Raw genomic sequence first — 13,956 nt, forward strand, 5'->3', positions numbered from 1 at the left:
AAGCGAATCGGTGAGTCCGACCGGTGGCAATACCGAAAGAGGCGAGCCCGGTGAGTCCCGCTTCCGTACGACGCGTCTGCGCCTGCCTGATCGGCGTACTCCTCGCCGCCGGGTCGGTGGCCTGCTCCGACGGGGGTTCGCCGGCGCCGGGCGCCTCGACCTCCTCGAGCGCATCCAGGACCGCGAGCCCGGCCTCGGCGAGCCCCGCCTCCGCGAGCCCTGCCTCGGCGAGCCCGGCCGCGCGCGCCCGGGCAGCCCGGCCGAAGCCGGTGACCGTCTCCGACGTGAACGGCGCGGTGCGGCTGCGGGCACCGGCCCGCCGGGTGGTGGCGCTGGACTGGACGTACGCCGAGGACCTGCTGGCGGTCGGTGTCCGGCCGGTCGGCGTGGCGGACAAGGCCGGTTACGCGGCCTGGGTCGGCGGCGGTCCGCGGCTGGACCGCACCACGGCCGAGGTCGGGCCGCGCCAGCAGCCCGACCCGACGGTCGTACGTGCTTTGCGGCCCGACCTCATCCTCGTCGGCAAGGACGAGACCAATGCTCTGGTGGCGCAGATGCGCCGGATCGCGCCGGTGCTGGTGTTCGACCCGTACCGGCCAGACATGTCCGCCTGGACGGAGATGCGAACGACGTTCGCGGCGGTGGCCCGGGCGGTCGGCCGCGGCGACCAGGCCGCCTGGGTGCTGCGCCAACTGGACGACGCGATCGTGCGGGACCGCTCGAAGCTGGCCGCCGCGGGTGCGGCGAACCTGCCGGTGGCGCTCGCCCAGGGGTACTCCGTGGAGGGCGTGCCCACGATCCGGATGTTCGGGCGAACCTCGCTGGCCGGGGATCTGCTGGGCCGGCTCGGCCTGCAGAACGGCTGGCGGGGAGAGCCGGACCAGTACGGCCTCTCCACGGTCGGCCCCGCCGACCTCGGCCAGGTGTCGTCGGCGGACTTCCTCTACCTGGCCGACCGGCGCAACGACATCTTCACCGGTGCCATGACCGACGGGCCGGCCTGGCGGGGACTCGCGTTCGCCGCCGAGGGACGGGTGCACCGGCTCGGCACGAGGACGTGGTTCTTCGGCGGGCCACTGTCAACCCGAGCTTGCGCCGACGCGCTCGTGCGTGCGTTGAGCTGACCTGGCTGCGTTCGAGGCGTTCGACCCGTGCCTGGGTGTGTCCGCGCTGTCGTGACACCTGATGCCGGGTTTCTCCTTTCCTGACGGCGATCCGGCGCTCGGACGAGTGGTGCATGTCGGCCGGATGGGCCGATTCGGCAAGCGGGCAAGAGATCTCGCGCGCGCTGGAGAAGGAATTCGTCGTGCCCCCAGCAGATTTCGGTCGGGCGGAAGCGTTTTCGTCGCACCGGGGGAGGGGACTCTCACCATGTGATTGCTCTCATCGGCTCGCTGCTGGCGATAACGACGCTGGCGCTGGTGGTCATGGCGCTCGTCGCGGTCTTCGCCCGTACTCCGAGCACACCCACGCCCGAAGAGGACGCCAACCACCACCAGGACGCACATCTGCTCCATCCCGACCGTTCCGGCCTGAACGGGCAGTACGAAGACGCCGCCTGACGAACCGTGCCGCCCGACGAGCCTGCCGCCCGATCAGGCCAGGTGCTCGGCCAGCCGGGCGAGCCACGGCACGGCCAGGGTGAGCGTCGGCACGACCACCAGTGCGGCCGCCGCCAGGTAGGTGGTGGTCGCGAGGACCCGGTGGGGTTCACCGGGCTGAGCCAGCCGGCGTATCCGGGCGAGGGTCCCGGTGCCCCCGGCGGCCAGCCCGCCGGCCGGTGCGGCCGGGGTGGACGCCAGCGTCACCAGGGCACGGGCGACCGGGGGAGCACCGACCCGGCGCCGCGCGGCGTCGTCGGCAAGCATCTCCACCAGCAGGTGGGCGCGGTCGAACGCCGTCCGGCTGCGTACCCAGCGCGGAAACGCCTGCCGCAGCGCGGTGAACGCCTCCAACACCAGGTCGTGGCGAGCTCGCAGGTGCGCGCGTTCGTGCGCGAGCACCGCCTCCAGCTCCTCGGGGGCGAGCTGGTCCAGGGCGCCGGAGGACACCACGACGCGGGAGCACCGCACCCCCGGCAGGCAGTACGCGAACGGCGTGCTCTCGGCGAGCACCCGGACGCCGGACTCCTCATCGTGCAGCCGTGCGGGGTCGCCGAGGCGCTCGCCGGGCGTGCCCACCAGGTCGACCACCATCCGGTGGTGCCGGCGCCGCGCCCGGGTGCGGACCGCGACCTGCACGGTCGCCCACGCCAGCCGGACCGCGACCACGACGGTGAGCGCAGTGACGGCAAGCTGCAGGCCGGTCCGCGCCGCACCCTGCCCGGGATGCAGCAGGACGTCGGTGCCCAGGCTCAGGCCGGCGCCGAGGGCGGCGAGGACGGCGGCCAGTGCCAGCGCCTGCCACAGCACCAGCGCCGCGCGGGGGACCAGCGAGGGCCACCGTGCGCGGCCGAGGAGCTCGGGCACCGGCCAGGTCAGCAGCAGCGCCAGCGCACCCAGGACGACCGGCGTCATGATCAGCTCCGGGGGGGCCGTCGGCGGGAGGGCCGGGTGGCGAGGGCGTCCACCTCGGCGAGGGCCTCGCGCAGGGCGGCGGCCTCCTCCGGGGACGCCTGGTCGACGAACCGGACGAGGGCGGCGGCGCGGGTGGCCCCGGTGCCGGCGCCGTCGAGCGCCTCGCGCATCAGGTCGGCGACCAACTGGTCCTGGCCCGCGGCCGCCTGGTAGCGATAGGCGCGGCCGTCGCGTACCCGGAGGACGACCCCCTTCTTCGCCAGCCGGTCCAGGACCGTCATCACCGTGGTGTAGGCCAGGTCACGTTCGACCGCCAGCGCCTCGTGGACCTCGCGCACCGTGACCGGCTCGGTGGCGGACCAGACGTGCTCCATGACCTCGCGTTCGAGGTTTCCCAACCGCGCCATGCCCGCGATTCTACGACGCTGCGTCGTACTCGGCCGGTCCCGGTGGCGGGGACGGCTGTGGGATCGATCACGCGGCGGGTGCTCGAGCGGGTGCCCGGCGGGTGCGGAGCCCGCCGAGGGCGGGGCCGCCGGTTTGGCCGCGCGCCGGGCGATAGGTATCGTCCCGCCGGTGGTGACACCTGCCGCTGATCCCGGAACACCCTCCTCCGACCCGGTGAAGCCGTCCTCCGACGGTGACCCCCGCCACGTGGGCGCGAGGGGTGATGCCATCACCGACGGCGCTGCCACGGAGAGTAGGCCCGAGGCGACCGGGCGGGTGCCGAAGACCCGGGACCCGTTCTTCGACAACGCGAAGTACATCGCGATCGTGCTGGTGGTGGCCGGTCACGCGATGGAGGCGCTGCGTGACGTGCCGGTGGGCAAGGCGCTCTACCTCTTTCTCTACATGTTCCACATGCCGGTGTTCATCATCGTGTCCGGCTACTTCTCCCGGCGCTTTCCGTACTCGAAGAACAAGGCCCGCAAGCTCATCACGCAGTTGCTGGTGCCGTACGTGATCTTCCAGATCGTGTACCTGCTGCTGGGCCGGTTCGTCGGCGGCCGCGATGTCAACCCGACCTTGCTCGACCCGTACTTCCTGGTGTGGTTCCTGCTGGCGCTGTTCGCCTGGCGGTTGTCGACACCGGTCTGGCTGCGGATCCGCTGGCCGTTGCTGGTGGCGGTGCTGATCTCGCTGGCGGCCGGGCTGCAGGAACTTCCCGGCGTGCTGGAGACCGGCCGGATCCTCAGCCTGCTGCCGTTCTTCGTTCTCGGGATGATGCTGAAGCCGGAGCACTTCGCCTACCTGCGCAGGCGCTGGGTGCGCATCCTGGCCGTCCCGGTGCTGGCCGGCGGCCTGGTGGTCGCCTACTGGGCGCAGACCCGGATGAGTGTGGAGTGGGTCTTCTGGCGGCGCAGCAACGGGTACCTGGGGGTGGACAACCTCACGGGTACGGCCATGCGGGTGGGGATGCTGGTGTGTGCCACCACCCTGTCGGCGGCCTTCCTCGCGCTGGTGCCCTCGAAGAAGACGTGGTTCACCGCGCTGGGCGCGATCACGTTGTACGTCTACCTCCTGCACGGCATCCCGGTGAAGGTGGCCGACTACCTCGGCGGGTACGACCACCCCGCGCTGCACACCACGCTCGGCGTCCTGGCCGTCGCGGTGGCCGGCGTGCTGCTCGCGGGGCTGCTGTCCACGCCGCCGGTGCGAGCGGCGGTCCGGTGGGCGGTCGAGCCGAAGCTGGACTGGGCGTTCCGGTCGCGTCCCCGCGGGCTCGGGTAGGGCTCGGGTAGAGCTGCTCGGCTAGGGCACTGCACTTCGCGTCACCGCGCCGGCGCGATGTGAGCAAGGTTACGACGCTCTGTCGTACTACAAGAAGTAGTATTCAGGCATGGGTGCAGTCGACCTCGCACGGTGGCAGTTCGGCATCACCACCGTCTACCACTTCCTCTTCGTCCCGCTGTCGATCGGACTCTCGGCGATCGTGGCCGGCCTGCAGACCGCGTGGTTCGTCACGAAGGCGCGGCGCTACCTCACGTTGACGAAGTTCTTCGGCACGATCTTCATCGTCAACTTCGCCGTCGGCATCGTGACCGGGCTGATCCAGGAGTTCCAGTTCGGGATGAACTGGAGCGCCTACTCGCGGTTCGTCGGCGACATCTTCGGCGTACCGCTGGCGATCGAGGGCCTGCTCGCGTTCTTCCTGGAGTCGACGTTCCTCGGCCTGTGGGTGTTCGGCTGGAACCGGCTGCCGCGGGTGGTGCACCTCGGCTGCATCTGGCTGGTCGCCATCGGCACCCAGATCTCGGCGTACGTCATCCTGAGTGTGAACGCCTGGATGCAGCATCCCGTCGGCTACCGGATCGACCCGGCGACCGGCCGGGCGGAACTCACCGACTTCACCGCCCTACTGACGAACCCGGTCGCGATCCAGGCCGGCCTGCACACCGCGGCGGCGTGCCTGCTCACCGGCGGCGCCCTGGTGGCGGGCGTGGCGTTCTGGCACCTGGCCCGGCCCTCCGCGACCGACGCCGCCCGGGCCGCGTTTCGTACCGCGGCCAAGGTGGGTTCGGGTGTGGTGGTCGCCGCGGCCCTGGGCGTGGTCGTCACCGGCGACTCGATGATGAAGCTGATGACCCAGCTGCAGCCGATGAAGGTGGCCGCGGCCGAGGGGCTGTTCGACACCGAGCAGCCCGCGGGGTTCTCGCTGCTCACCCTGGGGACGGCGGACGGGCGGCGGGAACTGTGGAGCTTCAGGTTTCCCGACCTGCTGTCGTTCCTCGCCACCGGAAGCTTCACCGGCAAGGTGGAGGGCGTCAACCAGCTGCAGGCCAAGGCGGTCGCGGCGTTCGGACCCGGCGACTACGTGCCGAACGTGCCGGTGACCTACTGGAGCTTCCGGCTGATGATGGGCCTCGGTCTGCTCGCGGCGTTCCTTGCCCTGGTCGGGCTGCTGGTGCTGCGCAAGCCGGGGTTGCTCGCCAACCGCTGGGTGCCCCGGGTCGCGTTGACGGTGCCGTTCCTTCCGCTGCTGGCGAACAGCTTCGGCTGGCTGTTCACCGAGGGCGGCCGTCAACCGTGGCTTGCATACGGGCTGTTCCAGACCGCGGACGGGGTTTCGCCGGGCACCGCCGCCTGGCAGGTCGCCGTGTCGCTGGCCGTCTTCACGATCGTGTACGGCGTACTGGCGGTGGTGGAGTTCGGCCTGCTGCGGCGGGTCGCCCGGCAGGTGCCCGACCTGCCGCCCGACGACGGCGACCAGGCGAGCCCCGCACCGCCCGGACGTGACTCCGGCGACCGGGACGCCGAGGACTCCGACGACGCCGACCGCCCGGTCACCTTCGCCTACTGACGGTCTGCTCGAAAAGACAGGAGCGTAACGATGGACCTGCCGACGCTGTGGTTCGGGTTGATCGTCTTCTTTTGGACGCTCTACTTCGTCCTGGAGGGCTTCGACTTCGGAGTAGGTGTGCTCGCCCGCGTGCTCGGCCGCGACGAGGCGGAGCGGGGCAGGCTGCTGTCCACCATCGCACCGGTCTGGGACGGCAACGAGGTGTGGCTGGTGGTGGCCGGCGGCGCGATGTTCGCGGCCTTTCCCGGGTGGTACGCCACCCTGACCAGCGTCTACTACCTCCCGCTGGTCGCGATCCTGGTGGCGCTGATCCTGCGCGGTGTCGCACTGGAGTTCCGCGGCAAGCACGACGACGACCGCTGGCGCCGCCGGTGCGACCTGGGAGTCGCGGTCGGCTCGGCGCTCCCGCCGCTGGCGTGGGGCATCGCGCTGGCCGGTGCGGCCCGTGGCCTCCCGCTGGACGGTCGCGGTGTGCTCGTCGGCGGTCTCGGTGCACTCCTGCATCCGTACGCCCTGCTGGGCGGATGCGCGCTGCTCGCGCTGTGCCTGCTACACGGTGCGGCGTTCCTGAGGCTGCGCACGACCGGTGAACTGCGGGCTCGGGCGAGCCGGGCGCTGGCGGTGACGGGTGTTCCGGCCGTCCTGCTCGGCGGCGGGTTCTGGCTGTGGACCGCGCTGCGAGCCGGTCCCGCTGGCGGGCTGTCCGGGTGGGTCGACCTGGTGGGTGTGGTGGCTGCCCTGGGCGTGGTGGCCGGGGTGGTGCTGCGCCACGACGGCTGGGCTTTCGCGGGCACCACGGCCGCGGTCGGCGCCACCGTGGTGGCGATCTTCTGCTCGGCTTTCCCTGTGTTGATGCCGTCCACGCTCGGCCGGATGCACGACCTGACGGTGCTCACCGAGGCGTCACCGGCGTACGGGCTGCGCATCCTCACCATCGCCGGGCTGGTGACCCTGCCGGCCGTACTCGCCTACCAGGGCTGGTCCTACTGGGTCTTCCGCAGGCGGGTGGCCGGATGAGCGGGGCGGGAACGTCCGTGCGCCCGCTCGACCCGCGGCTGCTGCGGTACGCCCGGTCCAGTGCGGTGTACGTCGGGCTGACCGCCGGGATCGGCGCGGTGGCGGCCGGCCTGGTGATCGCCCAGGCCACCGTGCTGGCCGACGTGATCAGCGGGGTGTTCGGCGGGGCGTTCGGTGGTGTGCAGACCGAGTATGGAAGGGCGCTTGCCCTGCTGGGGCTGGTGATCGCGGCCCGGGCCGGGCTCGCGTGGGGCCAGGAGGTGGCCGCCCAGCGTTCCTCGGCCGCTGTCAAGGCGACCTTGCGGCGGCGGATCAGCGAGCACGTCGCCGAGCTCGGCCCGTCCTGGCTGGGGACCGAACGCCGGGCGGCGCTGACCACGTTGGTGACATCGGGCCTGGACGCGCTGGACGGCTACTTCGCGCGCTACCTGCCGCAACTCGTGCTCGCCACCATCGTCCCGGCCGCCGTCGTGGTGTGCCTGTTCACCGCCGACCCGCTGTCCGCGGCGATCGTGGCGCTCACCCTGCCGCTGATCCCGGTCTTCATGGTGCTGGTGGGGCTGGCCACCAGGGCACGGACCAGGCGGCGGTGGCGGGCGCTGGCAGTGCTGGCGCACCACTTCGCCGACGTTGTCGCGGGACTGCCCACCCTGAAGCTGTTCGGCCGGGCGAAGGCACAGGCCCGGGCACTGCGCGAGGTGTCCGACGAGCACCGGCGGGAGTCGCTGGCCACCCTGCGGATCGCGTTCCTGTCCGCGCTCGTCCTCGAACTGCTGGCCACCCTGTCGGTGGCACTGGTCGCGGTCGGGATCGGGCTGCGGCTGGTCGAGGGTGAGCTGGACCTGCGGACGGCGGTGCTGGTCCTGGTGCTGGCGCCGGAGGCGTACCTCCCGTTGCGGATGGTGGGCACGCACTTCCACGCCAGTGCCGACGGGCTCGCCGCGGCGGAGGAGGCGTTCCGGGTGCTGGAGACGCCGCTGCCCCACCGAGGTGCGGGCGACGTGGACCCGGGCAAGGTCACCTTGACGGTACGAGACCTCGAGATCCGCTACCCCGACCGCGACGCGCCGGCCCTGGCCGGATTGACGATGACCGTTCGTCCGGGGGAGACCGTGGCGGTCACCGGACCGAGCGGCGCGGGCAAGTCCACCTTGCTGGCCGGTCTGCTCGGCTTCGTGCTCCCGGCGTCCGGTGAGGTGCTGGCCGGGGCGCACGACCTGGCCCGCGTCGACCCGGTTGCCTGGCGGGCAGGCGTCGCCTGGGTGCCCCAACGTCCTTACCTGCTTGCGGGAACCATCGCGGACAACATCCGGATCGGTGACCCCGAAGCCGACCGCGGCCACGTCGTCGCCGCGCTGGCCCGCGCCGGTGCCGGTGACCTGGACCCGGACCGGCCGGTAGGGGAGCGTGGCGCGGGGCTGTCCGCCGGTCAGGTGCGCCGGGTCGCGCTCGCCCGGGCGCTGGTGCGGGTGGATCGGCGGCTGGCGGCCGGCCAGGGCTGCCTGCTGTTGCTGGACGAACCCACCGCGGGACTGGACTCCGGAACCGAGGAGCAGGTGCGGGCCGAACTCACCCGGCTGCGGACGAACGGCGTCACCACGATCGTGGTCACGCACCGCCCGACGCTCCTCCCACTTGCCGACCGGGTCGTGGAGGTACCTCTGCGAACGACCCCCACCTCGCGGCCCGGTCGCCCTCTCACCGGAGTGCCCGCATGACCGGGACGACCGGGATGCCCGGGACGCCCGCCAGGACAGGGGTTCGGCTCGTCCTCGCCGCGGCAGCGGGCGTCGCGGCGGCGGCCAGCGCCGTCGCCCTGCTGGCCACCTCGGCCTGGCTGATCTCGCGGGCCGCCCAGCATCCGCCGGTGCTGGTGCTGATGGTCGCGATCGTGGCGGTGCGCGCTTTCGGGCTCGGCCGGGGTGTGCTGCGCTACGTCGAACGGCTGCTCGCGCACGACTCGGCGTACCGGCTACTGGGTGACGTCCGGTCCGACGCCTACCGCCGGCTGGAGCGACTGGCCCCAGGCGGGCTGGCGGCGTTCCGCTCCGGTGACCTGCTCTCTCGGCTGGTCGCCGACGTGGACGCGGTGCTGGACGTGATCCTGCGGGTGGCGCTGCCGGTGACGGCGGTCGGCATCACCGGAGCGGCCACGGCGGTGTTCCTCGGGCTGGTCCTTCCGGCCGCCGGGGTGGCGACCGCGGTCTGTGTGGCAGTGGCGCTGCTCGTGGTGCCGTGGCTGGTGGCCCGATCCGGCCGGGCGGCCGAGCGTGCGGTCGCACCCGAGCGCGGCCGGCTGGCAACCGCCACCACCGAACTCCTCGACGGCGCTCCGGACCTGCTGGCCTACGGTGCGGCCGGCCCGGTGCTGGACCACGTACGAGCAAGCACCGAACGGCTCCGGCGGGCCGAACGCAGGTCGGCCTGGAGCGCCGGGCTCGGTTCGGCCGGGCTGGTGCTGGCGGTCGGCGCGGCCTGCTGGGTGGGACTCACGGCGGGGGTGCCCGCGGTCGCCGGCGGGCGGCTGGACCCGGTGCTGCTGGCCGTGGTGGCGCTGGTCCCGCTGGCCCTGGCCGACGTGTTCGCCGCGATCCCGGCGGCGGCGCTCGGCGCCGCGCGGGCACGTCCGGCGCTGGCCCGGCTGGCGCAACTGCGGTCGGCACCGGAGCCGGTGGCCGAACCCGAGCAGCCGTTGCCGCTGCCGCCCGGCCCCCACCACCTGCGGGTGCACGACCTCGCAGTGCGCTGGTCGCCGGACACGCCGTGGGTGTTCGCCGGTGTCAACCTGGACCTGCCACCCGGCAGGCGGATCGCGGTGGTCGGGCCGAGCGGATGCGGTAAGAGCACGCTCGCGCAGGCGCTGGTGCGGTTCGTCGAGCCGGGCCGGGGGCGGATCAGCCTGGACGGTGTGGACGTACGCAGGTTCGCCACCGACGACGTGCGCACGGTGGTCAGCCTGTGCGCCCAGGACGCGCACATCTTCGACACCACCCTCGCCGAGAACGTCCGGCTGGCCAGGCCCGGCGCCGACGACACCGACGTACGTCACGCACTGGCGCAAGCTCGCCTGCTGGACCGGCTGGAATCGTTCCCAGAAGGCATCCACACCCGGGTCGGCGAACACGGCGAACGGCTGTCCGGCGGGGAACGCCAACGGCTGGCGCTGGCCCGTTGCCTGCTGGCCGGTACGCCGGTGGTGGTGTTCGACGAACCCACCGAGCACCTGGCTGAGCCGGACGCGACCGCGCTCACCCGCGATCTGCTCGCCGCCACCGGTGACCGAACCGTCGTCCTCGTCACCCACCGCGCCGTGCCGGCCGACCTGGTGGACGAGGTGCTGGACCTGGGGATGCTCACCGCCCGGTGAGCCGCCGGAGGTGGTCGTACTCCTGCGCGGACGGCGGGTCGACGCCGACCCGCACCGGACCGGCCGGCAGCCCCAGCAGGTCCAGCGCGGCCTTCAGGCTCGCCACACCACCGGACAGCGCGTACACCACCGTGTCAACCTCGGCTTGCGCACGCTTCTCGGCTTCCTCGTCGCCGGCCCGCACCGCGGCCGCCAGGTCCAGGAACGGCGCCGGGAAGGCGGCGGAGACACCGGAGACGACGCCGGTACCACCGATGCGGTGGACGCGGGCCAGGTCGATGTCCGCACCGGAGTAGACCGCGAACCCCGGTGGCAGCGCCGCGCGGTAGGCGGCCACCGCGTCGACCGGCGCTCCGCTGACCTTCACCCCGGCCAGACCTGGGATCGTTGCCAGCTCGGCCATCAGCGGCACGTCGACCCTGGTGTTGGTGAGGCTTTCGAAGAGGTATGCGTACACCGGCACTCCACCGGCCGCGTCGGCGACGGAACGGAAGTGGTCGAGCACCACCTGCCTGCTCGCCGGGTGGTAGTAGGGCGTGAGCGCGGCGAGCCTGCGGGCACCGAGGCCGACCGACGCCCGGGTGAGCGCCACGGCCTGGTACGTCGTCGCTGCCCCGACGTGGGCGAAGACGCCGTCCGCGTTCGGCCAGACCTCCAGCGCGGCCTCCACCACGGCAAGGCGTTCGGCGTCGGACAACGCGACGAACTCGCCGTTCGTACCGGCGACAAGTACGCCGTCCACGCCGTAGTCCGCGACGCGAGCGAGCAGGGTGCGAACCCCGACGAGGTCCAGCGACCGGTCGGGACCGAACGGCGTCGGCACCGCGGTGATCAGCTGGAGGCCGGGCAGCGAGTCGGGCAGCGGGTCGGGCAACTGGTCGGGCATGAGTGTCCGTTTCGTCGTCGGGTCATCCTGCGTGGTCGTGCGCACTCGGCCGGTGAACCCGGCGTCCGATACCGGTCGTGCTCCCTCGCGCGGCCACCTGGGCGTCACCGATCGTTCGTCGGCTGTCGGTAAGGTCCCAAGCGAGGTGTCCGGTAAGCGGACACGACGAAGGGACCCCACGCATGACAACGCGTTTCGGTGTGTTCGTACCCCAAGGCTGGCGGATGGATCTGAACGAGATCGCCGACCCGGTCGAACAGTACGAAGCGATGACGGCCGTCGCCAAGGCCGCGGACGAGGGACCGTGGGACTCGATCTGGGTCTACGACCACTTCCACACGGTGCCCGAGCCCACGCCGAACACCACGTTCGAGTGCTGGACCATCACCTCCACGCTGGTGCGCGACACCAAGCGGGTCAACGTGGGCCAGATGGTCGGCTGCAACGGCTACCGTCACCCGGCGCTGTACGCGAAGATCGCCTCCACGGTCGACGTCGCGAGCCACGGCCGCCTCTACGCCGGCATCGGCGCGGGCTGGTACGAGAACGAGTGGAAGGCCTACGGCTACGAGTGGCCGGAGCTGCGGGACCGGATGGGTGCGTTCCGCGAGGCCACCGAGCTCATCTACAAGATGTGGACCGAGGACGCACCGGTCTTCAACGGCAAGTACTACTCCATCGACAAGCCGTACAACGAGCCGAAGGGCGCGCGTAAGCCGCACCCGTCGTTCTGGATCGGCGGCGGTGGCGAGAAGGTCACGCTGAAGCTGGTCGCGAAGTACGGCGACGCGGCCAACATCGGTGGCGGTGACCCGGAGGCGTTCAAGCACAAGGCGTCCGTGCTCAAGGCGCACTGCGACAAGCTGGGCCGCGACTACGACTCGATCATCAAGTCGACCAGCCTGAACGTGTTCCCGATCGAGGCCGGTGCCGACCCCGAGAAGGCCACCGCGAAGGCCCGTGGCCGGCAGAGCTACGAGCAGTTCGCCGACGCCAACGTCGTGGGCACCTCCGACGAGATCGCCGCGAAGGTGGAGGCGCTGGTCGAGGCCGGTTCGGACTACCTCATCACCTACATCCCCGGCGTGGCCTACGACCACGAGCCGCTGCACCGGTTCGCTTCCGAGATCATCCCGCGCTTCAGCTGAGGCTGTACGCGGCGGTTCGGATCCGCCAGGACGCTCGGGCCCGCTTCCTCCATCGCGGAGGAGGCGGGCCCGTTCGCTGTTCAGCGCCATGTCGGATTCCCGCCAGGATCGATCCGGGCGAAAGGCTAGGTTGACGGCATGCGTACTTCCATCAGCGCCCGGCCCACGTCGGCGAGCGCGACGGCCACCGCGGCCACGGCCCGGCCCGCGACACCGGCCGCCGACCGGCGCACCCACACCGTCGTCGACAGTCCGGTCGGGCCGCTCACGCTGGTCGCCACCGACGGTGTGCTCGCCGGCCTCTACATGACCGACCAGCGGCACCGGCCCGGCCCGGAGACTTTCGGTGTCCCGGACCCGGACGGGTTCGAGGAGGTCACCGCGCAGTTGGAGGCGTACTTCGCCGGCCGGCTCCGCGAGTTCGACCTACCGCTCGCGCCGGTGGGCACGGAGTTCCAGCAGCAGGTGTGGGCCGGGCTGCGGTCCATCCCGTACGGCGAGACCCGGGGCTACGGCGAGCTCGCCCGTGAGCTCGGACGGCCGGCCGCGTCCAGGGCGGTCGGCCTCGCCAACGGCCGCAACCCGATCGGCATCATCGTGCCCTGCCACCGGGTGGTGGGATCGACCGGAAGTCTCACCGGGTACGGCGGCGGGCTCGAGCGCAAGCAGTTCCTGCTGGACCTCGAACGCCGGGTCCGCGCGGCCTGAGCCCGCGGGCAGCTTCGGCGCTGAGGTCACGAAAGGAGAGACGTAGTAGTTGCGTCGACTACTACGTCTCGTCTAGGCTCGCGTCACGTGATCGACGAACTGGTGCGGGTGGGGTTCTCCTCCCAGGAGGCCCGGGTCTACGTCGCGGCGCTGAGGCAGCCGTCGGCGACCGGCTACGAGCTCGCCAAACTCGCAGGGCTGCAGCGCGCGAACGTCTACCAGGTGCTGGCCTCGCTGACCGACCGCGGCGTCGTGGAGCAGGTCGGCGACGGGCCCGCGCGATTCCTCGCCCAGCCGCCGGCCCAGGTGCTCGGGCGGATCAAGCACGAGACCGCCCGGCGGTGCGACGCGCTCGTCGCCGACCTCGCCGCGCTGTCCGGGCCGGCGCAGCCCACCGCGTTCTGGAGCCTGAAGGGCCGGGAGTCGGTGATCGAGCGCGCCGGCGCCCTGGTCGCGGACGCCCGGGACCGGGTCGCGGTGTGCCTGTGGGCCGACGACCTGGACTGGCTGGGTGAGCCGCTGCGCGCCGCCGCCCGGTCGGGCTGCCATGTCGTGGTCAACGTCTTCGGTGACGTACCGGTCGACTTCGGCGAGGTCTACCGCCACGAGCCGCCCGCGAAGACCGTCGGCGGCCACCTGCTCACCCTCGCCGTGGACTCCACCACGGCCCTCATCGCCTCCCTGGACGACCCCGCCGCGGCCGTGCACACAGAACATCCGGCGCTGCTGAGGGTGGTGGAGAAACTCATCCGGGACGAGGCCTACCTCGCCGCCATCTACGACCAGCTCCGGCCGCAACTGGAGGAGACGTTCGGTCCGCACCTGGTCGACCTGCGCTCGAAGCTGCTCCCGGCCGAGCAGGCCAGTGCGCTGCTGTCGGTGGTCGGTTTCGGCGCGGACGCGCCGGTCGTGGAGGAGCTGCTCCCCTCGGAGTAGCGCGAGACCGCCCGGTCGGGTGGTGCGACATCAGTGCGTGCACGGGGTGCAGAAAGCGCTGCCGTGCAGGGAATCCG

The 13,956-nt window shown here is 72.1% G+C and carries 13 protein-coding genes; 10 read left to right on the top strand and 3 right to left on the bottom strand.

Features of this window, described 5'->3' with window-relative positions; all coding sequences use genetic code 11:
• Positions 1-50 precede the first annotated feature (50 nt).
• Positions 51-1,124 carry an ABC transporter substrate-binding protein gene (locus tag FHR37_RS05265; RefSeq protein WP_139239174.1) on the top strand — a complete coding sequence of 358 codons (1,074 nt, stop codon included), beginning with the start codon at positions 51-53 and terminating at the stop codon, positions 1,122-1,124.
• Between the two features lie 249 nt (positions 1,125-1,373).
• A complete protein-coding gene (locus FHR37_RS05270) occupies positions 1,374-1,562 on the top strand; it encodes a hypothetical protein (protein ID WP_092888803.1) in 189 nt (62 codons plus the stop codon).
• Positions 1,563-1,595: 33 nt separating this feature from the next.
• On the opposite strand, the gene FHR37_RS05275 is transcribed toward FHR37_RS05270, so the two are convergent.
• Positions 1,596-2,516: a M56 family metallopeptidase gene (locus FHR37_RS05275; RefSeq protein ID WP_092888806.1), complete on the bottom strand. Its 921-nt coding sequence runs from the start codon at positions 2,514-2,516 to the stop codon at positions 1,596-1,598.
• Positions 2,517-2,518: 2 nt separating this feature from the next.
• A complete protein-coding gene (locus FHR37_RS05280; RefSeq protein WP_092888808.1) occupies positions 2,519-2,923 on the bottom strand; it encodes a BlaI/MecI/CopY family transcriptional regulator in 405 nt (134 codons plus the stop codon).
• 169 nt (positions 2,924-3,092) lie between these two features.
• Between FHR37_RS05280 and FHR37_RS05285 the strand changes: the two genes are divergently transcribed.
• The 5 genes from FHR37_RS05285 to cydC all read left to right on the top strand — a co-directional run bounded on the left by FHR37_RS05285 (position 3,093) and on the right by cydC (position 10,201).
• Positions 3,093-4,247: an acyltransferase family protein gene (locus FHR37_RS05285; RefSeq protein ID WP_237769075.1), complete on the top strand. Its 1,155-nt coding sequence runs from the start codon at positions 3,093-3,095 to the stop codon at positions 4,245-4,247.
• Positions 4,248-4,356: 109 nt separating this feature from the next.
• Positions 4,357-5,817, top strand: a complete 1,461-nt coding sequence (locus FHR37_RS05290) for a cytochrome ubiquinol oxidase subunit I (protein WP_092888814.1) — start codon at positions 4,357-4,359, stop codon at positions 5,815-5,817.
• A gap of 30 nt (positions 5,818-5,847) precedes the next feature.
• Complete coding sequence (gene cydB / locus FHR37_RS05295; RefSeq protein WP_092888817.1) at positions 5,848-6,834, top strand: cytochrome d ubiquinol oxidase subunit II; 987 nt, start codon at positions 5,848-5,850, stop codon at positions 6,832-6,834.
• Positions 6,831-8,552 (top strand): thiol reductant ABC exporter subunit CydD, encoded by a 1,722-nt coding sequence (gene cydD, locus FHR37_RS05300; RefSeq protein ID WP_202884483.1) that lies wholly within the window; start codon positions 6,831-6,833, stop codon positions 8,550-8,552. The genes cydB and cydD overlap by 4 nt, the downstream gene beginning before the upstream one ends.
• A complete protein-coding gene (cydC, locus tag FHR37_RS05305; protein ID WP_092888823.1) occupies positions 8,549-10,201 on the top strand; it encodes a thiol reductant ABC exporter subunit CydC in 1,653 nt (550 codons plus the stop codon). Before cydD ends, cydC begins: the two co-directional genes overlap by 4 nt.
• On the opposite strand, the gene FHR37_RS05310 is transcribed toward cydC, so the two are convergent.
• The gene (locus FHR37_RS05310; protein ID WP_202818361.1) at positions 10,188-11,087 is read right to left on the bottom strand and encodes a dihydrodipicolinate synthase family protein; all 900 of its coding nucleotides are present in this window, start codon (positions 11,085-11,087) and stop codon (positions 10,188-10,190) included. The genes cydC and FHR37_RS05310 overlap by 14 nt on opposite strands.
• 182 nt (positions 11,088-11,269) lie before the next feature.
• Here FHR37_RS05310 and FHR37_RS05315 point away from each other — a divergent pair, with 182 nt between their 5' ends.
• The 3 genes from FHR37_RS05315 (at position 11,270) to FHR37_RS05325 (ending at position 13,879) form a co-directional block, all read left to right on the top strand.
• Positions 11,270-12,235, top strand: coding sequence for an LLM class F420-dependent oxidoreductase (locus FHR37_RS05315; RefSeq protein WP_092888826.1), 966 nt, complete (start codon positions 11,270-11,272; stop codon positions 12,233-12,235).
• A gap of 138 nt (positions 12,236-12,373) precedes the next feature.
• Positions 12,374-12,943 (top strand): methylated-DNA--[protein]-cysteine S-methyltransferase, encoded by a 570-nt coding sequence (locus FHR37_RS05320; protein WP_092888829.1) that lies wholly within the window; start codon positions 12,374-12,376, stop codon positions 12,941-12,943.
• An 87-nt stretch (positions 12,944-13,030) separates the two neighbouring features.
• Entirely contained in the window at positions 13,031-13,879 is an 849-nt protein-coding gene (locus tag FHR37_RS05325; RefSeq protein ID WP_092888832.1) for a TrmB family transcriptional regulator, read from the top strand.
• The last annotated feature ends 77 nt before the right edge of the window (positions 13,880-13,956 follow it).

Origin of the sequence: Actinopolymorpha cephalotaxi, from assembly GCF_013408535.1 — a bacterium.
Taxonomy (GTDB): domain Bacteria; phylum Actinomycetota; class Actinomycetes; order Propionibacteriales; family Actinopolymorphaceae; genus Actinopolymorpha; species Actinopolymorpha cephalotaxi.